Source organism: Pseudaminobacter soli (ex Li et al. 2025), from assembly GCF_003012705.1.
Lineage (GTDB): Bacteria > Pseudomonadota > Alphaproteobacteria > Rhizobiales > Rhizobiaceae > Pseudaminobacter > Pseudaminobacter soli.
In genome coordinates, this window is the sequence record NZ_PXYL01000016.1 from 14,808 (window position 1) to 38,456 (window position 23,649).

General features: G+C 62.1%; 21 protein-coding genes. 15 read left to right on the forward strand and 6 right to left on the reverse strand.

Annotated elements, in window-relative coordinates; translation table 11 throughout:
• Positions 1–12: 12 nt before the first annotated feature.
• The 11 genes from C7I85_RS23420 (at position 13) to C7I85_RS23470 (ending at position 11,748) form a co-directional block, all read left to right on the forward strand.
• Positions 13–402 carry a RidA family protein gene (locus C7I85_RS23420; protein ID WP_106726434.1) on the forward strand — a complete coding sequence of 130 codons (390 nt, stop codon included), beginning with the start codon at positions 13–15 and terminating at the stop codon, positions 400–402.
• Between the two features lie 126 nt (positions 403–528).
• Positions 529–1,569, forward strand: coding sequence for an ABC transporter substrate-binding protein (locus C7I85_RS23425; protein WP_245445068.1), 1,041 nt, complete (start codon positions 529–531; stop codon positions 1,567–1,569).
• A gap of 123 nt (positions 1,570–1,692) precedes the next feature.
• Positions 1,693–2,895, forward strand: a complete 1,203-nt coding sequence (locus C7I85_RS23430) for a pyridoxal-phosphate-dependent aminotransferase family protein (protein WP_106726435.1) — start codon at positions 1,693–1,695, stop codon at positions 2,893–2,895.
• A gap of 448 nt (positions 2,896–3,343) precedes the next feature.
• Positions 3,344–3,847, forward strand: a complete 504-nt coding sequence (locus tag C7I85_RS23435) for an Lrp/AsnC family transcriptional regulator (protein WP_181257302.1) — start codon at positions 3,344–3,346, stop codon at positions 3,845–3,847.
• Between the two features lie 3 nt (positions 3,848–3,850).
• The gene (locus C7I85_RS23440; protein WP_106726437.1) at positions 3,851–5,395 is read left to right on the forward strand and encodes a hydantoinase/oxoprolinase N-terminal domain-containing protein; all 1,545 of its coding nucleotides are present in this window, start codon (positions 3,851–3,853) and stop codon (positions 5,393–5,395) included.
• Positions 5,392–6,513, forward strand: a complete 1,122-nt coding sequence (locus C7I85_RS23445) for a DUF917 domain-containing protein (protein WP_106726438.1) — start codon at positions 5,392–5,394, stop codon at positions 6,511–6,513. Before C7I85_RS23440 ends, C7I85_RS23445 begins: the two co-directional genes overlap by 4 nt.
• 39 nt (positions 6,514–6,552) lie before the next feature.
• Positions 6,553–8,118 (forward strand): ABC transporter substrate-binding protein, encoded by a 1,566-nt coding sequence (locus C7I85_RS23450; protein ID WP_106726439.1) that lies wholly within the window; start codon positions 6,553–6,555, stop codon positions 8,116–8,118.
• Between the two features lie 16 nt (positions 8,119–8,134).
• Positions 8,135–9,157 carry an ABC transporter permease gene (locus C7I85_RS23455; RefSeq protein ID WP_106726440.1) on the forward strand — a complete coding sequence of 341 codons (1,023 nt, stop codon included), beginning with the start codon at positions 8,135–8,137 and terminating at the stop codon, positions 9,155–9,157.
• The gene (locus tag C7I85_RS23460; RefSeq protein ID WP_106726441.1) at positions 9,154–9,993 is read left to right on the forward strand and encodes an ABC transporter permease; all 840 of its coding nucleotides are present in this window, start codon (positions 9,154–9,156) and stop codon (positions 9,991–9,993) included. Before C7I85_RS23455 ends, C7I85_RS23460 begins: the two co-directional genes overlap by 4 nt.
• Positions 9,980–10,933, forward strand: coding sequence for an ABC transporter ATP-binding protein (locus tag C7I85_RS23465; RefSeq protein WP_181257304.1), 954 nt, complete (start codon positions 9,980–9,982; stop codon positions 10,931–10,933). Before C7I85_RS23460 ends, C7I85_RS23465 begins: the two co-directional genes overlap by 14 nt.
• The gene (locus C7I85_RS23470; RefSeq protein WP_106726443.1) at positions 10,930–11,748 is read left to right on the forward strand and encodes an ABC transporter ATP-binding protein; all 819 of its coding nucleotides are present in this window, start codon (positions 10,930–10,932) and stop codon (positions 11,746–11,748) included. Before C7I85_RS23465 ends, C7I85_RS23470 begins: the two co-directional genes overlap by 4 nt.
• Before the next feature lie 86 nt (positions 11,749–11,834).
• On the opposite strand, the gene C7I85_RS23475 is transcribed toward C7I85_RS23470, so the two are convergent.
• The 6 genes from C7I85_RS23475 to C7I85_RS23500 form a co-directional block, all read right to left on the reverse strand.
• The gene (locus C7I85_RS23475; RefSeq protein WP_106726444.1) at positions 11,835–13,205 is read right to left on the reverse strand and encodes a serine hydrolase domain-containing protein; all 1,371 of its coding nucleotides are present in this window, start codon (positions 13,203–13,205) and stop codon (positions 11,835–11,837) included.
• 89 nt (positions 13,206–13,294) lie between these two features.
• Positions 13,295–14,641 (reverse strand): amidase family protein, encoded by a 1,347-nt coding sequence (locus tag C7I85_RS23480; protein ID WP_106726445.1) that lies wholly within the window; start codon positions 14,639–14,641, stop codon positions 13,295–13,297.
• Entirely contained in the window at positions 14,631–15,506 is an 876-nt protein-coding gene (locus C7I85_RS23485) for an ABC transporter substrate-binding protein (RefSeq protein ID WP_106726446.1), read from the reverse strand. Before C7I85_RS23485 ends, C7I85_RS23480 begins: the two co-directional genes overlap by 11 nt.
• Before the next feature lie 107 nt (positions 15,507–15,613).
• Positions 15,614–16,534, reverse strand: coding sequence for an ABC transporter substrate-binding protein (locus C7I85_RS23490; protein ID WP_106726447.1), 921 nt, complete (start codon positions 16,532–16,534; stop codon positions 15,614–15,616).
• Between the two features lie 22 nt (positions 16,535–16,556).
• Positions 16,557–17,324 (reverse strand): amino acid ABC transporter ATP-binding protein, encoded by a 768-nt coding sequence (locus tag C7I85_RS23495; protein WP_106726448.1) that lies wholly within the window; start codon positions 17,322–17,324, stop codon positions 16,557–16,559.
• Between the two features lie 4 nt (positions 17,325–17,328).
• Positions 17,329–18,333 carry an amino acid ABC transporter permease gene (locus tag C7I85_RS23500; RefSeq protein ID WP_210203071.1) on the reverse strand — a complete coding sequence of 335 codons (1,005 nt, stop codon included), beginning with the start codon at positions 18,331–18,333 and terminating at the stop codon, positions 17,329–17,331.
• Between the two features lie 265 nt (positions 18,334–18,598).
• On the opposite strand from C7I85_RS23500, the gene C7I85_RS23505 reads away from it, so the two are divergent.
• From C7I85_RS23505 to C7I85_RS23520, 4 genes are all read left to right on the forward strand, one after another.
• Positions 18,599–19,675 carry an NAD/NADP octopine/nopaline dehydrogenase family protein gene (locus C7I85_RS23505; RefSeq protein ID WP_106726450.1) on the forward strand — a complete coding sequence of 359 codons (1,077 nt, stop codon included), beginning with the start codon at positions 18,599–18,601 and terminating at the stop codon, positions 19,673–19,675.
• Positions 19,676–19,761: 86 nt separating this feature from the next.
• On the forward strand, positions 19,762–20,496 hold the full coding sequence (locus C7I85_RS23510; protein ID WP_181257306.1) for a GntR family transcriptional regulator: 735 nt from the start codon (positions 19,762–19,764) through the stop codon (positions 20,494–20,496).
• A gap of 16 nt (positions 20,497–20,512) precedes the next feature.
• Positions 20,513–21,970: a dihydropyrimidinase gene (hydA, locus tag C7I85_RS23515; protein WP_106726452.1), complete on the forward strand. Its 1,458-nt coding sequence runs from the start codon at positions 20,513–20,515 to the stop codon at positions 21,968–21,970.
• Between the two features lie 675 nt (positions 21,971–22,645).
• Entirely contained in the window at positions 22,646–23,593 is a 948-nt protein-coding gene (locus C7I85_RS23520) for an ABC transporter substrate-binding protein (RefSeq protein WP_181257308.1), read from the forward strand.
• Positions 23,594–23,649: the final 56 nt, after the last annotated feature.

Genomic DNA, 23,649 nt, shown 5'->3' on the forward strand with positions numbered 1-23,649 from the left:
GCGGAGATCAACATGACCTTGCCGAACGCTAGAGCCGCACTTGCCGACCTCATCACCCGTTTCGGTGTAGGGCAGCGCGCGAGCCTTGCCACGGTGCACAGCGGAACCGGTTATTTCGCCGTCACACCGCAGGCGCCCTACGACGCGTCGCTGAGCGTAGCTGATCAGACAGCCCAACTTCTCGCCAAGGCCGAAGCGCGTCTCGCCGAGATCGGCAGTGGAAAGGACAAGCTGCTGTTCGTCGCGATCATCCTCGCGGACATGGCCGGCTATGCCGAGATGAACGAGGTGTGGGATGGCTGGGTAAGCGGCGTCAGGCCGCCTGCCCGCGCCTGCTTCAGCGGCGCGCTCGCCAACCCCGCGCTGAAGGTCGAGATGATCATGATCTGCGCCGTGCCTTAGGCACGCCTCGCCCCAACCAGACCGACCGCCTCTCGGCCCAGCAGAGGCGACCGGCCGAATACCAAAGCTTCGCCAACTGACCGCGCCAGCAACGGCAGTGGATTTCGCAACCAGGGAGGTAACACCATGTTGGACCAATCTTTGAACCTCAAAGCCAATCGCCGGCAATTCCTGATTGGGTCTGCGGCCGCCATGGCCGGCGGGCTTGCCATGCCGGCCATTGCGCGCGCCGAGACCAAAAGCATCTCGGTCAACTCGTGGGGCGGCTCTTGGCTCGATTCGGCACGCGCCAATCTCTTCGACCCGTTCACCGCGGAAACCGGCATCAAGATCGAAACGGTTTCGCCCGTTTCCTTCGCCAAGCTCGCCGCGCAGGTCAAGACCGGCGTCTATGAGTTCGACGTCACCACGCTGGGTGCCGCCGAACTCCTGCGCGCCAACCAGAGCGGACTGTTGGAAGATCTGGAAGAGCCTTATCCGGGTGGGCTCCTGCAGAACGGCGTTGGCTCGCATGCCTTTGGCACGCTGATGGGATGGCGCTCGGACAAATACGGCACCGAGCCGAAGAGCTGGGCCGACTTCTGGGATGTCGAGCGTTTCCCCGGCACACGCTCCCTGCAGCGCTACCCTGCGCGTGTACTGCCCATCGCCCTGCTTGCTGACGGCGTGGCCAAAAAGGATCTCTATCCGCTCGACGTGAATCGCGCTTTCGCCTCGCTCGACCGCATTAAGAAGCATGTTGTTGTGTGGTGGACTGCGGGCGAGCAATCCGCGCAGATCCTGCGCGACGGCGAGGTAGACATGATCGGCATCTGGAACTCGCGCTACTTCTCAGCCCAGGATGCCGGCGCGCCGGTCGCCATGACCTGGAACCAATGCGTTCTCGATAAAGCCTATTGGGTGGTTGCCAAGGGCACGCCGAACGCCGAGGCGGCCAAGGCCTTCGTCAAATTTGCTACTTCGCCCAAGCCGCTCGCCGGCTTCACCCTGGCTCAACAGGACGGGCCCCTCAATCCGGCCGCGCTCGAATTCATCGATCCGACGAAGGCCGAGCGCATGCCCACCAACACGGTTTACGCGGACCTCGTGGTTTCGCAGGATATCGAGAATTTCGGCATCGATCCGGCGGAGCTCTCCGAGCGGTTCGAGGAGTGGATCCTGAGCTGATCCTGGCATGAGACGGATGCCCCGCTGGCGTATTCCAAGGATAATTTCGCCACGTTAGGCAATTAGCTGCATCGGGCGGCGGTCTCGCCGCCCGGTTCTACAATTCCAGCTTCGGAAGTTCCCATGAGTCTCGCATTCGGTCGTCACTACCTGGCCATTCCGGGTCCTTCGGTCATTCCTGACCGGGTGCTGGGTGCGATGCATCGCGCCGCGCCCAACATCTATCAGGGCGAGTTGGTGGAGATGATGCCTGGCCTGCTGCGCGACCTGCGGCGCGTGGCCCGAACCGAAAAAGCAAATGTTGCTATTTACATTGCCAACGGCCATGGCGCCTGGGAGGCAGCCAACGCCAATCTGTTCTCGCGCGGCGACAAGATCCTCTCGGCCGTTACCGGGCATTTCGGGAACACCTGGGCGCTGAGCGCCAGGAATATGGGCGTCGACGTCGAAACCATCGACTTTGACAAAAAACCGATCGATCCGGCCCGCATCGAAGCGGCCCTGAGGGCCGACCGCGCGCATCGCATCAAGGCCGTGTTCGTTACTCACACCGATACGGCAACGACGATCCGGAACGATGTCTTGGCGGTACGCAAGGCGATCGACGCCGCCGAGCACCCTGCTCTGCTCGCGGTGGATGCCATCGCTTCTCTCGGCTGCGACCCACTCCATTTCGACGATTGGTGCATCGACGTGCTGATTGGCGCAAGCCAGAAAGGTTTGATGACGCCCCCGGGCCTGAGCTTCATCTGGTTCTCGGACAAGGCGCTCGCCGTCTCCGAAGGTGCCGGCCTGGTGACACCCTATTGGGACTGGAGGCTGCGTAGCCTGAGCACGGAGTTCTACCGCTATTTCGGCGGGACCGCCCCGACCCATCACCTCTATGGGCTGCGCGAGGCGTTGACGATGCTTCTCGACGAGGAAGGACTGGAGGCGGCGTGGAAGCGCCATGCGGCGCTGGCTTCCAGCGTATGGGCCGCCTTCGACGCATGGTCCAAGGGCGGTGACATTGCGCTCAACGTCGCGGACAAGAACAAGCGATCGTATTCAGTGACAGGCACGCGCATCGGAAACGGCGGTGCGATGCGCCTGCGCGAATGGGTTGAGAAGAATGCCGGCGTCACGCTGGGTATCGGGCTCGGCATGGCCGCCCCGACCGAACCGGCCTATCGCGACTATCTGCGCGTCGCCCATATGGGCCACGTCAATGCCCATATGACGCTCGGGGTGCTTTCCGTCATGGAGGCGGGCATGCGGTCCCTTGGCATTCCGCATGGGACCGGCGCACTCGACGCCGCAGCACAGGCTATTGCCGACGCGGTTTGAAGGACTTGGTAGGCAGGGCCTAGCGCTTCCGCCGACACAAGCGCGCCGATAACGGGCTGCTCATCTGCGTCGCTCCGCAATTCGCGTTGGCGCCGCGCTAAGATGCCAACCGCTAGCGCCTGATACGGCTGCCCACCGGCCACGTGGGCATGTCTGCTGCAATCCAACGCTCGTAAACATTAACGCTGTGTCGCCCGGCGTTGCCGGCCAACTCGCGCTGGCCGCTGCGTAGGATCAGCACCCTGCTCACCGTACTTGCGGCTTGAAGACGCCGGACCAGTCGCCGAGCACCTATTGCAATATCGATTGAGCGACTTTTCTGTCATGCGGCCGGTGACCGAGATGTATGGCCTTGGCTTGTTTTTGTGACAAGTTCGGAAGAAAAATCTTGACTTGTTTCCGTTTCGGCAATGAAAGTTCAGATATCAAGCCGGTACGGAACTCCTGCATGTCGCAGCGCTACGTAATTGACGATCTGGATCGCGAGATCATTCGCTATCTCTCTGAAGATGGGCGCCTTTCGGCCGCCGAGATTACGAGCCGGATCGGCGGCGTATCCGAGCGCACCGTCCGCAATCGCATCGCCGCGCTGCTGCAGGCCAAGATGATCGTGATCGGGGCCATTCCCGACCCGGTGGCGTTGGGACGCGACGTTCAGGTCGAGCTGATCATCGAGGTCGAGCCGGGGCAGGTGGATGAAGTTGCCATCCTGCTCGCTGAATATGACGAGATCGGCTACCTCGCCGCGACGAGCGGCTCGTCGAACCTGAGCGCCTCGCTCTTTGTCGCCGACCATGCGGCGCTTCTGGAATTCATCGATCAGGAACTGGGCAAGCTGCCCGGCGTCAAGCGCGTGACGAGCTCGGTCGTCCTGCGGCTCTACAAGGTTTTCGGCACAAGGACGAGTGCGCTCAGCCGCGGAACGGACCTTGGCGATAGAAAGAAAGGATAACCGATGCTGCGCATTGGGGTTGATGTAGGCGGAACTAATACGGATGCAGCGCTGCTGCGTGGCACCGAGGTTCTTGCGACGGTGAAAACCTCGACCACGGCGGATGTGACCTCAGGCGTCGGCGCCGCGATCCGCACAGTCCTTGCCGAAGCGGGCGTGGCCGCGGCCTCCGTCAATGCGGTCATGGTCGGCACCACACATTTCCTCAACGCCGTAGTCGAAGGCCGTCACCTCGAAAAGGTCGGCGTCCTGCGGCTCTGCGGAGCCGCAACGCGCTCGCTCCCGCCGATGATCGACTGGCCGGAAAATCTGCGCCCCATCGTCGAAGGCGGGGCTGCCATGGTTGGCGGCGGCCTGAATTATGACGGTTCCGAAATCGCCCCGCTCGACATCGTGGCGATCCGTGCCGCCTGCCGCAACTGGCGGGCCAAGGGAATCTCGGCCATAGCGGTCTGCTCGGTCTTCGCGCTGGTCGATCCGCGCATGGAGAATGAAGCGGCCGAGATCATCGCGAACGAAATGCCCGAGGCTTCGGTCAGCCTTTCACACAGGATCGGCCGCACCGGCCTGTTGCCGCGCGAGAACGCGACGATCCTGAACGCGAGCCTGAACACGCTTGGCCGAGAGACGGTCGGCGCCTTCCGTTTGGCCTTCGCCGCACTCGGTCTAGATTGTCCGCTTTATCTGACGCAGAACGACGGCACCTTGATGTCGGCGGATTTCGCCGAGCGATATCCGGTCTTCACCATCGCCTCCGGCCCCACCAACTCGATGCGCGGGGCAGCGTTCCTCACCGGACTTTCCGATGCCGCAGTGATCGATATCGGCGGCACAACGACCGATGTCGGCATGCTGGTCGCGGGCTTCCCTCGCACCCGCAGTGAAGGCGCGATGATCGGCGGCGTGCCGACCAACTTCCGGGTGCCGGATGTCTATTCCTTCGGCCTTGGCGGCGGCAGCATCGTGCGGCCCGAACCGAGCCTGACCGTCGGTCCGGATTCGGTCGGGTTCCGGCTGCCGCAAAAGGCGCTGTGCTTCGGTGGCGATACATTGACCGCGACCGATATCGCTGTGGCGGCAGGTTTTGTCGACCTGGGGGATCGCAGCCTGCTGAAACACATTTCTCGGGACTTCGCGCGTCAGGCGCTGGCGCAGATGAAGGCAAGCATCGAAACGGTTCTGGACCGCATGAAACCAAGCGCCGATCCGATCCCCGCCATTCTGGTCGGCGGCGGTTCGGTGCTGGTCGAGGGTCTTCTCGAGGGCACCTCGGTCTCGCTCAAACCGGATCATTTCGGTTCGGCCAATGCCATCGGCGCGGCGATCGCGCAGGTCTCGGGCGAGGTGGACAGCGTGGTTTCGCTGGAAGGTTCAACCCGCGAGAAAGCCCTGGAGATCGTGGTGGGTGAAGCCCGAGCACGCGCTGTCGAGGCAGGCGCTGACGCCGACACGGTGATCCTGGCCGAAATCGAGGAAACGCCGCTGGCCTACCTGCCCGGCAATGCCATTCGCGTCGCGGCGAAAGTGATTGGAGAACTGCGGGCATGAAATACTGGACCCTGACCGAGGCCGACATCGACCGTATCGCCATCGGCTGCGGCATCCTGGGAACCGGCGGCGGCGGCAGCACCTATCACGGTTCGCTGCGCGCCAAGGCATTGCTGCGCGCCGGCAAGCGAATTCGCATGGTGCGCCCCGCAGACATGGCGCCGGATGCGCAGATCCTCGGCATCGGCGGCATTGGCGCGCCGACCGTGGGTATCGAGAAAATCGCCGAAGGCAGCGAAGGCGTGCGGCTGCTGAACGCAGTCGAGCGGCATCTTGGACGCAAGGTGGATGCGCTGCTCGGTGACGAAGTTGGCGGCGGCAATGGCATTGCGCCGATGCTGACGGCGGCGATGGCCGATCTGCCGGTGGTCGACGCCGACGGCATGGGACGCGCCTTCCCCGAAGTCCAGATGACGACCTTCTTCATCCATGGCCAAGCGGTGCAGCCGGCGGCCCTTGCCGATGCCGACGGCAATGTGTTGATCGTCACCGAGGCCACCACGCCGAAGATGCTGGAAAAGCTCCTGCGCGCGGGCACCATCGCCATGGGCTGCACGGCATTGATGACAACCGCGCCGATGTCCGGCGATTTCGTGCGCCGCTTTGGCGTGCCCCACACCACAAGCCAGGCATGGAGCCTTGGCGATGCGGTGATGACTGCTAGGGCGGCAAAGGCCGATCCGGTCGAGGCCATCCTGAAGCAATCGGGCGGCGTGCGACTGATGCGCGGCAAGGTCACCGATATCGGCCGCCGTGTCATGGCGGGCTTCACCCGGGGCAAGCTCACCGTGGCAGGGCTCGACGCGGATGCCGGGCGCAGCCTCACTGTCGACATCCAGAACGAATATCTGATCGCGCGTGAAGGCGAAAAGATCATCACCATGGTGCCGGACTTGATCTGCATCGTGGATTCCGAAACCGGCCGCGCGATCGGCACGGAAGAGCTGCGCTATGGGCTGCGCATCGACGTGCTGTCGATGCCCGCGCCTGTGCTGCTGCGCAGCGAGATCGCGCTGGCCTCCGTCGGACCGCGCGCCTTTGGCTATGATTTCGACTTTGTGCCGATGGGCGTCTCTGCCGACGCGCCCCCGGTACCGCACTACCAAGAAGACGCCTGAGCGTCCGCCCTCCAGCCGACAATCCATTGGGAGACTGAAATGAACCGCCGTCACTTTCTGCAAACCGCAGCCCTTGCCGCGCTCGCCAGCGCGACCAGTTCACGCTGGAATCTCGCCATGGCCGAAGGCAGTGGCAGCATCTTCACGCTTGCCTATCCGACCAGCTTCCCGGACCTGGACCCGGCCACTTCTTTCTCAAATGACGGCGCAGTTCTGGCCAACGTCTATGAGGGGCTGACGCGCTACATCCCGGCGACCGAGACCGCCGAGGCCAAGATCGAGCCGCTGCTCGCCACCTCCTGGGACGTCAGCGAAGACGGCAAGACCTGGACTTTCCATCTACGCGACGGCGTGAAGTTCCATGACGGCAGCCCGCTCACCTCGGAAGCAGTGAAGGGCTCGATCGAGCGCACCAAGAAGATCGGCGGCGGCGCTGCCTTCATCTGGGGGTCGGTGACCTCCATCGAAACTCCCGATCCGCTGACAGTGGTTTTCGCGCTTTCCGACCCGCAGCCGATCGACCTGATCGCCTCGGCCGGCTTCGCGGCCTGGATCTATGCCCCCTCGTCGCACGATAAGGACAATGCCTGGTTCAATGGCGGCAACGATGCGGGCACCGGGCCGTTCCACATTTCGCGCTACGAGCCAGGTCAGCGCGCGGTTCTGGATCGGGCCGAAGACTATTGGGGCAAGGTGCCGGAAGGCGGCTTCCAGACGGTTTCCTTCGAGATCATTGAGGATACCACGCTTGCCCAGAACATGATCGAAAGCGGCCAGGCCGACTGGACCTACAGCATTCCCTTCGAAAACCTCGAGGCGATGAAGGCCAATCCCGATCTGCGCGTGGTGGTGAACCCGTCCTTCGAGACGCTGTTCGGCCTCTACAACGTCAAGCGCGCGCCGCTCGACAAAGTCAAGGTGCGCCAGGCCCTGTCGCTTGCCTTCCCCTATGACGATGTGATTTCGGCAGGCACCATGGGGCTCGGCACCCGCGCCAAGGGCGTCGTGCCGGCAGGCATCTGGGGCCACGACGCCGAGGCGCCGATCCCGCAGACCGACCTGAAGGCGGCCGCCGCACTTCTCGCCGAGGAAGGCGTCGAGCCGGGTCTGGAGCTGGTGATGACCTATTCCACCACCCAGGCACTCTCGGCCGTCGCCGGCGAACTGTGGAAGGCCAATCTGGAAACCCTCGGCATCAAGCTGACGCTGCAGCCGATGGCATGGGAAGCCCAGTGGCAGCTCGGCAAGTCGAACCCCGAAGCAGCGCAGGACATCTTCGTCATGTTCTGGTGGCCGACCTTCGTCACGCCCTACGATTATCTTGTCAGCCTGTTCCACAGCGAAGAGAAGCCGAACTTCAACCTCGGCTACTATTCAAACGCCGAGGTGGACGCCAAGATCGACGAGGCCGCAAAGCTCTCGGGCACCGATCGTCCGCGCGCCGAGAAGCTGTTTATCGAGGCACAGCGCAAGGTAATCGAGGACGCGGCCGCCGTGTTCATGGTTGACCGCCCCAATGTTCATATCATCCGCTCGGATATCAAAGGCTATGACGACAATCCGGCCTATGGGCATGTCACCTTTGTCAACGAACTGAGCCGGTAAAGCTCCTGGCGGTCTGATGGAACTCACACGCTACATCCTGCGCCGGATGGTCCTCTCAGCCTTTGTGGTGTTGGGGGTGACCTTTCTGGTCTTCATCGTGGCACAGGTGGTTCCGTCAGACCCCGCCGCACTTTATGCCGGCCCGCGCCCAACGGCCGAGCAGATCGAAAAGGCGCGCCAGGAGCTGAACCTTGACGCACCCCTGATCCAGCGTTTCGCCGGATTCGCCAAAGCCATGGGGACCGGCGATTTCGGCGTATCTTACAAGTCACGCCGACTGATCGCCGAGGACCTCCGGGCCTATCTTCCCGCGACGCTTGAGCTGGCGGTCTTTTCCACTGGCCTGGCACTGCTGATCGGCATTCCGCTTGGCGTGCTCGCAGCGGCGCGGCAGGGGAAATGGCCCGACAGGCTCGGCAGCTTCGGCTCCATAGCGGCAGTGGCCATGCCGACCTTTTTCCTCGCCATGATCCTGCAGCTTGTCTTCGCGCAATGGCTCGGCATCCTGCCGCTCTCCGGGCGCCTCTCGCGAGAGATCTCCGTCACGGCGCCGCTGTCGATGATGACTGGCTTCAACCTGATCGATGCACTGCTAGCCGGACGGCTCGACGCCTTTGGCGATGCGTTAAAGCACCTGATCCTGCCGGCGCTGACGCTGGCGTCCTATCCTGCGGGTGTCGCCATGCGGCTGACGCGCTCGGCCATGATCGAAATTCTCGAGCGCCGTCATGTCACCGCCGCGCGGGCGCTTGGCCTTTCCGAGCCGCGCATCCTGTTTGGACATGCTCTACCGAACGCCATGGGACCGGCGCTGACCGTGATCGGCCTGTCCTTTGCCTATGCGCTGACCGGCGCGGTCCTGGTCGAGATCATCTTCGCCTGGCCAGGTCTCGGCCGCTACGTCTCGGAGGCGATCCTTGCCAAGGACTTCCCGGTCATCGCGGCGGTCACCATGGTGGTAACGATCTGCTATGTCGTGATGAACCTATTGATCGACATTGCCCAAGCCTTGGTCGATCCGAGGGTGGCGCTGTCATGACCAGGCTTGTTCAACGCCTCGGCTGGCCGGGCACGATCGCTCTCGTGGTCATTCTCCTGCTTGTACTTGTTGCCGTCCTTGCCCCCTGGGTCGCCCCATATCCCCAGCAGGGCGTGGGCGTGCCGAACGTGGCGGCCAAGCTCTCTTCCCCTTCGGCGCAATATTGGCTCGGCACCGACCATCTGGGGCGCGACATGCTGAGCCGCATCATCTACGGCACACGAATTTCGCTGACGAACGGCGTGCTGATCGTTGCCTTCTCCCTGCTGATTGGCCTGCCGGTCGGTCTGGCGGCGGGTTATTTCGGCGGCTGGATCGACGAGGCACTGATGCGGGGCACCGATGTCTTCCTCGCCTTTCCAGCACTGCTGCTGGCGGTTCTGATGGCCGCAGCCCTTGGGCCGGGCTTCCTCAACAGCATCATCGCCGTCTCGGTGACCTGGTGGCCCTGGTATGCCCGGCTCGCTCGCTCGGAGGTGTTGGTGCTGCGCAACCAGCCCTATGTCGAGGCGGCGCGGCTTGCCGGCGTCTCGCATGGACGCATCATCATTCGCCACATCCTGCCCGCGACCGGGCGGCCGCTGACCGTTCAGGCGGCGCTGGATGTGGGGCCTGCGCTGCTCACCGCCGCCGCCCTCTCCTTCCTCGGTCTCGGCGTGCTGCCGCCGACAGCCGACTGGGGCCAGATGGTTGACGCCGGGCGAAAATTCTTCCCGGCGCGCTGGTGGTATTCGGCCACGCCCGGCCTGACGATCTTCATCGTAGCACTGGCCTTCAGCGTTCTCGGCGATGCGCTCCGCGAGCGAAAGGGAGGTACCGCCCGTGCCTCTGCTTAATATCCGCAACCTTTCGGTCGCCATTCCCACTCCGGATGGCGATGTGCATGCCGTTCGCTCGGTCAGCCTTGAAATCGAGCGCGGCGAAATCCACGGCGTCATCGGCGAATCCGGTTGCGGTAAGACCATGACCGGCATGGCGGCACTTGGGCTGGTGCCGAAGGGCGCGCGCATCGCCGCCGATCGCTTCCATTTCGATGGCGAGGACCTGCGCGAGAATGCGGCGCGCCTACGCGGCCGACGGATCGGCATGATCTCGCAGGACCCGGCGGCGGCGCTGAACCCGGTGCTCAGCATTGCGCGGCAGATGGACGACGTGCTGCGCGCGCACCGCGACATGCCGCGTCAGGCGCGTCATTCCGAGGCAGTCGAGCTTCTGGCGGCCACCGGCCTGCCCGATCCCGAAAGGGTGCTGAAAAGCTATGCGCACCAACTCTCGGGCGGGATGCAGCAACGTGTCGTGATCGCACAGGCTCTGGCGACCGGGGCGGATTTCCTGATTGCCGACGAGCCGACCACGGCGCTCGATGTCTCGGTTGGCGCGCAAGTTCTGGCCTTGCTTCGCAAGCTGGTTGCCGAGCGCGGGCTGACCGTGCTGATGATCACACACGACATGGATGTGATTGCCGAAGCCTGCGACCGGGCGACCGTGCTTTACGCCGGGCTGTCGGTCGAGACCGGCCCTGTTCACGACGTGCTGCAGCGGCCCGGCCATCCCTATGCGCGAGCACTGCTGGCGGCCTTGCCCGATGCCGCGCCGCATGGGGCGAAGTTGGAGGCCATCGAAGGTTCCATCCCGCCGCCGCGCTCACAGATAGATGGTTGCGCCTTCGCCCCGCGCTGCCCGCAGGCAATGCCGGTCTGCGCTTTGCAAGCGCCGCCCGAGCGGACGCTGGCAGCGCATCGCTGGCTTTGCCATTTGCCGGAGGGCTCGGCATGAGCGAGGCTCCGATGCTCGAGGTGCAGGATCTCGTCATCCGCTACCGGGGCCGCGGACTTTTCGCGGCGCGCCCCAAGCCCGCGGTCAATGGCGCGAGCTTCCGGCTAGCCAAGGGCGAAACCCTCGGCATCGTCGGTGAAAGCGGCTCGGGGAAAACGAGCCTTCTGCGTGCGATCTTGCGGCTGCTGCCGGTCGAAAGCGGTTCCGTGCAACTCGACGGACAAGACTGGCTCACCCTGAAACGCGATGCGCTACGTCGCGCGCGTCAAAAACTCGGGGTGGTGTCGCAAAACCCCTTCCTTTCGCTCAGCCCACGGCTGACGATTGCAGAAATCCTTGCCGAGCCCCTGCTCGCTCAAGGACAGCGGTCCGGCCCAGATATGCAGAAGAAGATTGCGGGCCTGTTGTCGGACTGCGGCCTGCCTGCCGATTTCCTGCAGCGCCGCGCGCGCGAGCTTTCCGGCGGCCAGGCGCAGAGAGTAGCGATCGCCCGGGCGTTGGCTCTTGAGCCGGGGCTGATGATTTTCGACGAGCCGACCTCGGCGCTTGATGTCTCCGTACAGGCGCAGATCCTAAACCTGTTGGCGGACCTAAAGGAAAGTCGGGGCCTCTCGATGCTCTTCGTCACTCATAACCTGAAGGTCGTCGCACATATCTCCGACAGCCTTCTGGTCATGCGCCGTGGGGATGTCATCGAATACGGCAGGACCGAAGAGATCGTTCGCGCGCCCGCTCAGGAATACACACGCGAACTGCTTTCTTTTGGGCGCGGCACCGAACATCCCGTTATTCACAAAACCGCCCTGCCCACATAGCCACGCAAGTGCACGGCGTCCATTTTCGGTGAGCTAGGCAAGAACGCTGCCCGCATGGCTTTCGAAGCGATGAGGTCGGGCACACTCTAGATCCAAGGTCGATGGGTCCGCACGCTTGCACGCATCCCGTCGTGGACATAGATGCGGCCTGGGTCGTCCGTGTGCCGGAGGAAGTGAAACTCCTTGCTCGACGAGCTGTACGAATGCCCCTCAACCCGCTCAAGTCGAGTCGTGATCCGGTCCGTCCCACGTGGGTCCTTCTTCCCGAACCAGTTGGCTTCGTCTTGCGGCGAATATACCTCCTCTACGAGGAGCCCCGCATCCGCCCGCACCAATGTCGTGGAGTTCAGGCGCGTGTAGCATCCCGACACGTCTTCGTCTGCCGACAGGCGCCACGACCCGTACCCTGCCAGCGAATTGCGCGGAGGTTCGGCCGAAACAGGATCGGTGGCCCCGACGAGCTTGAGAATGATATCTTCCGCGAGCCGCCCCACCTCAGCCGCCGCCCATGCCGCATTTGTCGCCACGACTACCGTTTCGCCGCGCCCTTCAAGCAGACGCACGGCGCAGGCTTGACCGGCGGTCGTGCCGTCATGTCCCCAACACACGCCTCCACCGCGCACCCGATATCTGGCCATCCCGAGCCCCCATCCATCGTATCGCCAACCTATGGTCGGCACGACGACCCCAGCCGCCGGATCGGCGTCCGGTGACAGGCCCAAACCGAGCTGTTCGCGCAAGCCCCGCATGAGCTTGGCTAGATCGCCGGGCGTTCCTGCGAGGCCGCCGCCTGGGCTCAAAGCCAACGGGGCGTACCATCTCGCAACAGGCACCGGAGCGCCTCCCTGATCCGGCCGCCCAACATATCCCGCAGCCGATGGCCGCAGCAGAATGCGTTCCGGCAGAGCGGAGATGGAATGCTCCCCGATATGGGCAGCAATTTTGGTTTCGACATATTCCTCCCAGCGCCGCCCACTCAACACTTCCGTCAGATAGCCCGCCAAGACGTATCCCGAATTCGAATAGGAGAAGAGCTCGCCGGGTCGAGCGATAAGCGGCGTGGCCGCGATGGCGCGGGCAGCGCAAGCACGGGCGTCGTTCCCCTGTCCGACGTCCACCCACCATTGGGAATCCACGCCACTTGCATGGGAGAGGAGGTGCCTGAACGTGATGTCATGAAACGCACGCTCATTGCTGGCCCTGAGATCCGGCGCGACCTCGACCGCCGGGGTATCCAAGGAGATACCCTTCTCGATGAGAGACTCTACAAGCACAAACGCGGTGATCGTCTTGGAGACGGACCCAAACTGGAAAGCAGTCTCGCTACGCACTGGAGCATCTGTGCGCCGGTCGGCCACGCCCGTGCATATGCAATTGATCTCGTGGCCGTCGTCAATAGCAATCGATACGCCGGGTGCACCGGTTCGCTCGAGCCAATGCCTCAAAAGGTCCAACATTTCTCGCCCCCCTTGGCGTCACTTGTGGAAGATAGAGTTCGTCCATGAGCCCTCCGCCAGGAGACTGGCAGCAATTCTGTCCGGGCCAATCAGCGCCTAGACCGAACGAACCAAGAAGGTGCGGACGGCGGGCGCGACTCGACGTGCAGCGCGCACTCCAGCAGTTGGGATAGCGGCGAGGAGAGCGCGAGGAGCATTACTGAGAGCACCCTGCCCGTCTGGTCCCGCTCCACGGGAACGGAAAAACTGTCGAAGTCGTAGATATTCGCGATGATGCCGAAACGCCCGGCCTCGGCTGACAGGTCCTGGAAACTTGCGGAGTTCTTATGCGAATCCGGCCACGGCACGCTCGGAACGAGCAGCATATCCAGGCCTTCGGATGCGGCAGCGTCAAGGAACCGGGCTCGGTGTTCGGTAAGCCGGTACCTGGCCGCGTCAGCTTCGTGCGGCTCGATCATCTCCCCCATGCGCATCACGCGGGCGACGTCAGGCCTGTAGATCTCGCTGTGCTCCACCATCAAGGGCTTATGGAACATCCAATTGTCGAAGCTCACGACAAGGAAGAAATCGCGCTTGGCTTCTTCCGTGTACCACAAGGAAGTGGGCACGATCTTGTAACCCATCCGTGCGAGCCAGCCTGCCGACGCACGCAGGGTGGCCGCGACTGCCGCATCGACGTTCATCCACGAAATATCCGGCACGCCTATAGTCGGATTTCCGCGGCTTGAGGAAAGGTCGTTGGACGGCGCCGTCAACAGAGACGGGCATCGTTTCAGAACCATCGCGATGTCCTGTGCGCTGGGGGCGATTAGACCCGTGCTCTGTCCGAATACGGTCCCGTTGACCTGACCTTCGTCGGAGATCGAACCCTTGCGTGGGCGCAAGCCGGCAACTCCAGCGAGCGCGGCAGGCTTCCGGACTGAACCACCACCGTCGGTGCCCAGGGCCACGTGGGTGAAGCCTGCGGCCACGGCGACGGCACCACCCACCGTAGAACCCCCGGCGAAATAGTCCGCGCCGCGAACCGATTGCGTGTGCGCCGGCCCGGCGCTCGATCCGAACTGATGCGTCGCCTGCTTTCCTACAATGACGGCCCCCGCTTGCTGGAGCGCGATCACAGCGGGGCTAGGCGGCAATGACAGGATGCGTCCCAAATCGTGTTGCGTACCTGCCTGCGTGGGCAGCCCCGGAACGACGATCGTGTCCTTCACGCCGATGGGTACACCCGCGAGACCGGTGCCCCCACCTGATGCGAGCAGCGCGCTGATCCGGTTGAGTTCGCCTTCCAGCCACTCCCATGTCGGATCGCATAGGGACCGGAGCTTGCCATCCCGGCGCCCTATGTCATCGAACAGCCGCGCATAATGGTCACGCAACGTATCGGGATGCCTTGCGGCGTGTTCAGCGATCGCTGCCAGCGGGCCGTCAAAGAACACCTAGGTAGTCCTTTAACTGCTTGTCGGGCGCGAGGAGCCCGCCGAGCCGCAAGGCCTCCGACCAGCGCCGGAGTTGATCCAGTTGAACGGTACTGGTGGATGCCCACAGTTCCAGCGTGCGATAGAATTCGATGACCGAAACCAGCCGCGCGGGAGCATAGTGCGGAAAATACGGCGCGACTGTAGCGGCGATCGTCTCCGCAGTTTGAACTGCCAGCCACTTCTGCGTATCGTCCAATGCCTGCGCGAACCTCGCCAGCAACGGCCCTTTTCGTTCGGCCATCCGACGGTCGGCCATGTAGACGCTCCATGGCAGACGGCCGGACTGGCGGCTCACAGGCAGTAAGGTGGGGAGATCATCGCGCAGGGCCGCCTCACCATCGACGAACAGCACGTCACCGACGCCGCGGACGAACTCCTCGATGGCGTCCTGAGCCGTGTAGCCGAAGATCAGCTTGACATCTCCCAAGGAGAGCCCCGCTTGGCTGAGCGCATAGGTGAAGGCGGCCCAAGCGGTGGGCGCCTCTCCGGGGTACACGACAATGATTTTGCCTCGAAGATCGGACCATCGCAGACCCTCGGCGGAGCCCGTGCGTTGCGCCACGACATGCCGCGTCTGTTGGTTGCTCTGCGCTACGATGACGGGATCCATTCCCGTCTCCGCCAGTCTGAGGCCATACACGCAACTGCCGAGCAGGAGATCGACATCGCCTCGATTGATCGCACCGACGGTGTCATCAACAGTGCCGTTGCTCTTGTAGAATGACAGATCGAGCGACTGTTGCGCGAAACGGCCTGTGGCCAGCCCCGCATATTGCGGGACGTACGCAACGTCATGGGCACAAGACACTTTCAGGATGTCCATCGTTTCAAACCTTTGCTCGGCTATTCGTGCCGCCCTCGATCATGGCGGCGTCAAAGTCTGTAGGGGGTTGGGGGCACGAGAAACTCCCGTACCCCTCGACAAAATGATCACATCTCGCCGTTGGTCGGCTTGTTCACGACCACCTCGTCAATGACGATGCTGGGTTGGCCGTAGTGCTCGGCGACAGCCAAGAGGGTGCCATCCGCCTTGATCGCCTTGGTGGCCGCCTCAATCGCTGCGGTCAGCTCGGTTTCGGACTTGAGAACCCCGAACCCGCCGTTCTGGGGGCTCCATCCATGCGGCCTGTCGGCCGGCTTGACGACACGAAACTGGCCGCTGTTTTCCTTGGCGTTGTTGAGGCTTTCAGCCGCCGACATGTTGACGATCTGCGCATCCGCCGACCCGCTCTTGATCGCCAGGAGCGCGGCGTTGGAATCGGGAAGCGTCTTGATGGTGATTTCGTTCTTCCCAGCGCTCTGGCATTGAGGCTGAATCTTGTCGATGAAGGTAGCGAAAACGTCTCCGCTCTGCCGGGTCACTGTCTTGCCGCACAGATCGACGAGGTCGTTGATCGACTGGTCGGAGTCGCGTGCCAGCACGACGTTGCCCAACGTTGTATAGTCAACAAAGTTGAGGACCTTTTCGCGCTGGGCGGTATCACCCATGGACGACGCGATGACGTCGTATTTGCCTGCCTGGAGGCCGGGGATGATACCGTCGAACTGGACGTTGTCGAAGCTGATCTTGACGCCCATTTTCGCGGCGATAGCCCGTGTCACATCGATATCGATACCCGTCAGTTCGCCATTGTCATCGAGATATTCGAATGGCGGATAGGGCGCCGACGTGGCGATGCGCAGCGTCCCATTGAATTTGGCCGGAACGAGCGCGGCCACCTCATTGTCCTTGGTGATCGTCTTGCCGAGCACGACCTGATCCGTCTCGGACCCGGCAAGCGCGCTGCCGCTATACGCTCCCATTGCGAAGGCAACGGCCAGCGAGGCCACTACTTTTCTCTTGATGCCCATTTTGTTCCTCTCTTTTGGGTTATCAAAGGATTCTGCGGAGAAAATCCCGGGTCCGTTCGTGCACCGGGGCTGACAGGACCTGGCCTGGCTCGCCCTGCTCGACGATTTCCCCGTCCGCCATGAAGACCACGCGATCGCACACCTCCCGTGCGAAGCCGATTTCGTGGGTCACCACGATCATGGTCATGCCTTCACCGGCCAGAGTGCGCATGACTTCGAGCACGTCGCCGACGAGTTCCGGGTCGAGCGCGCTGGTCGGCTCGTCGAAAAGCATGACGCGTGGCCGCATTGCCAGCGCACGAGCGATAGCGATGCGCTGTTGCTGGCCTCCCGAAAGCTGCGATGGATAGTGGTCGGCCCAATCGGCCAGGCCCACCAGATCGAGCAGATGCCTGGCCTTTTCCTCCACCTCGGCGCGAGGAAGCTTGAGGACGCCAATCGGCCCCTCGATAATGTTCTCAAGCGCCGTCATGTGCTGAAACAGGTTGAACCCCTGGAACACCATGCCGATGCCGCGCCGCTGGTACGAGAGCGCCCTATCGGGCAACTCGTGCAATTCGCCGTTCTTCAGCGAATAGCCCACCGGTTCACCGGCGACGAGGACACACCCGCTGTCCTGGCGTTCCAAGTGGTTCATGCATCTGAGCAGCGTGCTCTTCCCCGAGCCACTTGGCCCGATCAGTGCAACCACCTCACCTTCGGCGATATCGAGACTGATGCGATTGAGGACGACCTTGTGGCCGTAGGACTTGGTCAGGGTCCTCACGCTGACGAGGGGATTTGCGATCATCTGGTCAACCTCTCTTATCGCTGAGAGCCGGTTTCCCGGCCTTCGAGTCCGAGCTACGACTTTTTCGGCGCCGTGGCTGAGAGCGGGCCAGCGACTGTCCGAAACGGCGCTCGAGCCACGATTGGGGGATTGTCAGGATACTGACCATGAACAGGTACCAGATGCTGGCAACGATCAGCAGCGGTATGACCTGGAAGGTCTGCGAATAGACGTGTTGCAGGTTGGTCATCAGGTCGGCGCCGGCGATTACCGACACGAGAGAGGTGGTTTTGAGCATCAGGATCACCTCATTGCCCATCGGCGGAATGATGACCCTGATGGCCTGGGGCATGACGACTCTGCGGAATGTCCGGAACCGGGTCATCCCTACCGAGCGTGCTGCCTCGACCTGCCCCCTAGGTACCGAGAGGATACCGCTGCGGACGATTTCCGCCGAATAGGCGGCCTCGTTGAGCGACAAAGCCAGCATGGCCGCAACCATCGGCGTGACTACTTGCGCGGTCGGAACAGAAAAGATCGTGCCGATACCCGGCAGGCTCAGAGAGAGCTCCGGGATGAATATGCCGAGATACCCCCAGAAGATGAGCTGCACGAGAATCGGCGTACCTCTGAACAGCCATGTGTACAGCCGGGCGATTCCCGAAAGCACGGAGTTGTCCGAGAGGTGCATCATGGCCAGGACGACCGCGCCGGCCAGACCTGCCGCCATCGAAACAGTCGTCAGGAAAAGGGTGACGCCCACTCCCCGGAGCGTCACATCCTTGAACAGATATTCGAGGATGACATCCTGGTCGACGACCGGATTCTCCAGCAGCTTCCACAACGCGAAAGCCAGAACGGCCACGCACGCAGCGGCGGCTACCGGCATCCACGGGCGGCGGCGGGGGACAAGCGGCGCATCGTCGGGGACATTGGGACCGGCGGCCAGGCGAGCGTTTTGCTTGAGAGCCGGCTGGGAGAACACTGACGATCGTTCGATTTCCATCGCATTTGATCCTTGCTTCGTCATGCCGGGATCCTGTCGGTTCGCGAACAACTCCCCGGCATCCCGATGGGGCTGCCGGCACAATGCGTCGCGAGACTCATTGAACCTTGATCCCTGCGCTTTCGGGCCGCGGCAGCCCGGACGCGATCACGTGCGGCTCCTTCCGAATGGCTTTTTGAAGACTTCGACCCATCGCAGTTCCTCCACCTGAAAGGCACGCTTGCCTTTTCATTTATCATGTTGTTATGATGACATCATAAATAAATTAACTCCGCAAGAGGACATTTGTATGAAGGGTGATTGGTCATTTGTCGGCATGGGTGCCTCGGGAGGCGCACTCGCGGCCCACGGTCATCTCAGAGGGATACGGATCGCGGCCTGGTATGATGAGAACCCGGACATCGAAGCGGCGGTCGTCGCTCAGGGCGGGCTCAACTACTCGGGCATATTCGGCGAAGGGCTGCTTCCACTACCTGCGATGGCCCAGTTGCCCGCCGAACTGGCAAGCGCGCCGACGATCGTGGTGTCGGTGACCGCAGATCAGCATGAAAGGGTAGCCCAGCGCCTCGCAGGCGTGCTCACGGCCAATCACCTTGTTGTCCTGCATTGCGGCTACGTCGGGGGAGGACGCATTTTCGAGCGCGCCCTGGAGGAAGCAGGCTGCAAGGAGCGCCCGACAATTGTCGAGACGATCAATGCGCTGCATCTGTGCGGCAAGCCGAATCCCGGCACGGTGATTACGCGCAGCCATAAGCAATGGCTTGAACTCACAGGCGCCACGCCGGCAGATGCCGAGATCGCGATCCGCCAATTGGAGCAGTTCTGGCCTGAACTCGAGATTGGCACCAACGCCCTGCAAAGCGGATTGAACAATCCCAACAGCCTCGGCCATCTGCCGGTCATGATCGGCCATCTCGGCCTGCTGAGCGCTGACCATGGCAACCTGACCCACGGCCTTCTTCACTTCGGCGAGGCGTATACTGATCTCATCGTCAACCTTGCCAAGTCTTTTGAAAAGGAACGTATTGAAGTGATCCGGAGGCTGGGCCTGGTTCCGCTTACGGTTGAAGAATTCGATGCTCGCGCCTATCCGCCCGGCACGCGGTTGGATGAGGTCCTGCGGTTCGGTCCAAAGCTCCAGCGCCGTTACATCACCGAAGACCTGCCGTGCGATCTGGTGCCGTTTGAAGAATTGGCCCGGCTGGTCGCCTGCCCCACTCCGCTTACCACCGCGATGATCGACCTTGCCGGTGCCGCCTTCGCTTGCGACTTCCGCAAGACTGCGCGCACAGTAGATAGATTGGGAATCGACTGGATTCGCAAGAATGCACCCGCATTGAAAGCTACGAAGGGCCAACCATCGTGACGCAGCGTCCAGCATCCCACCCGCGCCCGCATCAGACATAGTGAGGCTTTTGGATGATAGGTTCACCGCTATCCGGCAAACTCTACATGCAGGTTCAGTTTGACTTGCAACGACGCATTGCTTCTGGCGAGTTCAAGGCCGGTGATCTTCTGCCTACGGAAGAACAGTTCTGCCGCGAATATGGCGTGAGCCGCATTACGCTCCGTCGTGCCGTCGACGCACTGGTAGCGGATCTATTCGTGGTTCGTCGCCAGGGCGTCGGCACCTTCGTCGCCGAATCTCGCGAAGCGCTGCAGTCAGTTCGCCTGCGAGCATATCTGGAAGACATACTCGCGCTCGACCGGCATCTTAGGTTCGTCCTCCTGAAGACGGCTACCGTCCCCATGCCAACCATCGTCGCCGAAAGGCTGCGGGCGAGCCACGATGCCGAAGCGCGCTATGAGAGCACCATCGTCTCGCTCAACGAGCAGCCTTTCATGGTCGGCGAAGGCTATTTCCCTGCGTCCTTGGTACCTTCGATCGAGCCCGAGGACTTCGCCAGTCACGAGCAGCCGACGGAGCGCATCCTCCTACGAGCTGGGATTCGGATTGCGTCCGGAGAGCAGAGAATCATTGCGACCGCGATACCGGACGAGTTCGCCGCCCATCTCGACATCGCCCCGGCCACGCCGGTCATCAAGATGGAGCGGCTGTATTTCGACGCGCGCGGAATCCCCGTCGCATTCATCAACGGCTTCTACCACCCCGAACGATACCAGCTAACGGCGGATATCGTGCCGCGCGGCGGCGCGGCGCCGCAAATCATCTCGCAATCAAACTGACGGAAGAGAATTCTGGATGTCACATTTTGATCTGGTCATTAGAAACGCGCGATGCGCCACCGCATCGGATGTCTTCGATGCGGACATCGGGATTCTGGACGGCCGAATTCACACGCTCGGGCAGTCGATCGCGCCGGGACGACGGGAAATAGATGCTGGGGGCCGCTGGGTGCTTCCAGGCGGAATCGACAGTCACGTCCATGTTGACCAGCGGCAGACAACCGGCGGTCTGACGGCCGATACATTCTCTACCGGCAGCATCGCTGCTGCCTGCGGCGGGACGACCACGATGATCCCGTTCGCAACACAATTGCGCGGGCAATCGCTGCGCTGGGCCATGGAAGAGTACCACGAACGCTCGCGAGGAAAGACGGCGATCGACTACAACTTCCATCTCATTGTTGGTGATCCGACCGCGGAAGCGCTGGCAAAGGAGCTACCCGATGTCATCGCGGATGGCTGCACGTCGCTAAAGTTCTTCACCGTCTATGACGACGTCATGCTCAGCGACCGCGAGGTGCTGAATGCGATGGCCGCCGCTCGATCTGAAGGCGCAATGGTGATGATCCATTGCGAAAATGCCGACGGCATCGATTGGATGACGGAAAAATTGATCGACCGCGGCCTCCATGCGCCCAAATATCATCCAGCGGCGCGGCCGGCCATCATGGAGCACGAGGCAATCTACCGTATGACCGCATTCGCGGAACTGACCGGCGTGCCACTCATGATCGTTCATGTCTCCAGCGGAGGCTCGATGCAGTTGATCGAGGCCGCAAGGCGCCGCGGTGTCACGGTATATGCTGAGGCCTGCCCGCAATACATTGCGCTCGATTCGACCGATCTCGACAAACCGGGAATGGAGGGCGCGAAGGCGCTTTGCAGCCCCCCGCCACGCTGGCCGGGCAACGACACGGCGATCTGGCAAGGGATCGAAGACGGCTTCTTCGATGTCTTCTCGTCGGACCATAGTCCCTATCGCTTTGATTCCTCCGGCAAATTCCCGCACGGGAGCGACGTGCCGTTCAATCGAATCTCCAGCGGTGTTCCGGGCGTCGAAACGCGGTCGCCAATCCTGTTTTCGGAAGGCGTCTCCAAGGGGCGGATCGACATCAACCGGTTCGTGGCGTTGAATTCGACGAACGCTGCAAAGATATACGGCATCTATCCGCGAAAAGGCACCATTGCGGTAGGATCCGATGCCGACCTCTGCATTTGGGACGACCAATACGAAACGATCATTGACGTTGCTCTTCTACACCATGCCGTCGAGTATACGCCGTACCAAGGAATGGTCGTAAAGGGCTGGCCTGCGGTAACACTTTCCCGTGGAGAGGTTGTCGCTGAGTACCATTCGTTTTGCGGTCGCCTCGATCATGGCCGATATGTCAGGGCAGAGAAACGCCATCCGAAGGGAACGGCCACGCCCACGGCGATTGAACTCGCAAAACTGGGCGTACAACTTTCTGTTTGAACGTTGGTTGTCCGCCGTCATCGGCGGCATCGCGAGCAGCTTCCTGCGGGCGTGGGTTTCTACGTGCTAACACCCTTCGCGCCCCTCGAAGCGGGAAACTTCGCCGGGAAAGCCGTCCATCATGACCTTTTCGGTGGTCTCGTCGCATCCGCCCTCAAGCGCAACCGCGACGAGCCACAAGGCAAGGGGCCACGGCGGCGTTCTCGAGCGTTCCGTTAAAATTACTGTCCCCGCTCGCGTCGATCGCGATCGGCAGAGACCATCGCCCATACGATCATCGCTGGCATGAATATCGCTTTTGGTCTCACCCACGCGGTTGCCGTAGCCCGCGTCGATGATGCCACGAACAGCACCAATTATAATGTATACACCTTACTGACCGTGCCTCAGGCAGCTCTTCGCCGCCGCTGGTCACGCAGGGCATCCTCTCCCTGCATCCGCTCTCGCAACCAACCCGCAGCCAATTTGCGTCCATGACGGTCACTTTCATTACATTGATTTCTATCATGATTTTTGACTTTTGAGGCGAATATCGCTTTGGATTCGGCTTTATCAAATTGGGCGTTCGGGCAATCTGATCTCAAGCGTAATTTCAAAACGAAACTTCTTCATTGACTTATTGAAAGTGAGCAGTACTGTTTATGTAACAAAAATCAACGAAAGGGGAAAATGACCATGCCTATTCGCTTTGGATCACCAGTCACGGCACGAAGGCTTGCCGCGGCCATAGGTCTTTCGGCGCTCGTTGCCACGAGCGCCCAGGCCCAGGACATTCCGATGCCGGCAGAGGATGCGGGGCTTCACGCGCAACTGCCTGAGGCGATGCGGGATCGCGGGACGATCCGCGTCGTCTCGACCTTCGGCTATGCGCCGCAGCAGTTCTATGGCGAGGACGGCGTCACGCCTGAGGGCTTCTCGGTGGATCTGGCCAAGGCACTCGGCGCGGTCGCCGGCGTTCAGGTCGAATTCACCAATGCCTCTTTCGATTCACTGATCCCGGGGCTGGATGCCAGGCGTTTCGACATGGCCATCGCCGCAATGAGCGCCACCGAGGAACGCGGCGCCAAGGTCAATTTCGTCATCTACGAGAAGGCCGGTGCGCAGCTCCTGGTCGCCGGTGGGAACCCTAAGAAGATCGGCGGGCTGCAGGATCTCTGCGGCTTAACGGTCGCATCGTTGAAAGGGTCGCTGCATAATCAGGTGATCGAACAGGTTTCCGCCAAATGCGTCGACCAGGGCAAGCAGCCTGTCCGGCTGGACACATATGACAACTCCGATTCGGTCTACCAGTCGCTGCTGACCGGACGCACGGATGCGAACTATCGCGATGCCTCGCCGCTGATCCATGTGGCGAAGATGTCCGAGGGACGGCTTGAAGTAGTCGGCCCGGAATATCCCGATCATCCTTACGGCATCGCGATCGCCGGCGACAACGCCGACTTCGCCAAGGTGATTGCTGCGGCGTTGGATGTCGTGATCAAGGACGGCACTTATCAAGCCGTGCTCGACAAATGGGGCCTGGGTAATCTCAGCGTGGAATCGGCGGTTTTGACGCCCATCGGCTCACCCGCGTCAGCCTATCCGACGCCACCCTCGGCCATCGGGATCGCCTTCGGCCAGTAAACATGGCTCTCGGTCAGGCGCGGGGTCGTATGTCCAGGTACTGTACCCCGCGCCCC

Excerpts from the sequence above, each read along its gene's own strand:
- C7I85_RS23505 (WP_106726450.1), top strand. The coding sequence starts at position 18,599 with ATGAAGGGTGATTGGTCATTTGTCGGCATGGGTGCCTCGGGAGGCGCA.
- C7I85_RS23485 (WP_106726446.1), bottom strand. The coding sequence starts at position 15,506 with ATGGACATCCTGAAAGTGTCTTGTGCCCATGACGTTGCGTACGTCCCG.
- C7I85_RS23470 (WP_106726443.1), top strand. The coding sequence starts at position 10,930 with ATGAGCGAGGCTCCGATGCTCGAGGTGCAGGATCTCGTCATCCGCTAC.
- C7I85_RS23500 (WP_210203071.1), bottom strand. The coding sequence starts at position 18,333 with ATGACGAAGCAAGGATCAAATGCGATGGAAATCGAACGATCGTCAGTG.
- C7I85_RS23445 (WP_106726438.1), top strand. The coding sequence starts at position 5,392 with ATGAAATACTGGACCCTGACCGAGGCCGACATCGACCGTATCGCCATC.
- C7I85_RS23460 (WP_106726441.1), top strand. The coding sequence starts at position 9,154 with ATGACCAGGCTTGTTCAACGCCTCGGCTGGCCGGGCACGATCGCTCTC.
- C7I85_RS23440 (WP_106726437.1), top strand. The coding sequence starts at position 3,851 with ATGCTGCGCATTGGGGTTGATGTAGGCGGAACTAATACGGATGCAGCG.
- C7I85_RS23475 (WP_106726444.1), bottom strand. The coding sequence starts at position 13,205 with ATGTTGGACCTTTTGAGGCATTGGCTCGAGCGAACCGGTGCACCCGGC.
- C7I85_RS23450 (WP_106726439.1), top strand. The coding sequence starts at position 6,553 with ATGAACCGCCGTCACTTTCTGCAAACCGCAGCCCTTGCCGCGCTCGCC.
- C7I85_RS23495 (WP_106726448.1), bottom strand. The coding sequence starts at position 17,324 with ATGATCGCAAATCCCCTCGTCAGCGTGAGGACCCTGACCAAGTCCTAC.
- C7I85_RS23455 (WP_106726440.1), top strand. The coding sequence starts at position 8,135 with ATGGAACTCACACGCTACATCCTGCGCCGGATGGTCCTCTCAGCCTTT.
- C7I85_RS23430 (WP_106726435.1), top strand. The coding sequence starts at position 1,693 with ATGAGTCTCGCATTCGGTCGTCACTACCTGGCCATTCCGGGTCCTTCG.
- C7I85_RS23520 (WP_181257308.1), top strand. The coding sequence starts at position 22,646 with ATGCCTATTCGCTTTGGATCACCAGTCACGGCACGAAGGCTTGCCGCG.
- C7I85_RS23490 (WP_106726447.1), bottom strand. The coding sequence starts at position 16,534 with ATGGGCATCAAGAGAAAAGTAGTGGCCTCGCTGGCCGTTGCCTTCGCA.
- C7I85_RS23435 (WP_181257302.1), top strand. The coding sequence starts at position 3,344 with ATGTCGCAGCGCTACGTAATTGACGATCTGGATCGCGAGATCATTCGC.
- C7I85_RS23425 (WP_245445068.1), top strand. The coding sequence starts at position 529 with ATGTTGGACCAATCTTTGAACCTCAAAGCCAATCGCCGGCAATTCCTG.
- C7I85_RS23420 (WP_106726434.1), top strand. The coding sequence starts at position 13 with ATGACCTTGCCGAACGCTAGAGCCGCACTTGCCGACCTCATCACCCGT.
- C7I85_RS23510 (WP_181257306.1), top strand. The coding sequence starts at position 19,762 with ATGCAGGTTCAGTTTGACTTGCAACGACGCATTGCTTCTGGCGAGTTC.
- hydA (WP_106726452.1), top strand. The coding sequence starts at position 20,513 with ATGTCACATTTTGATCTGGTCATTAGAAACGCGCGATGCGCCACCGCA.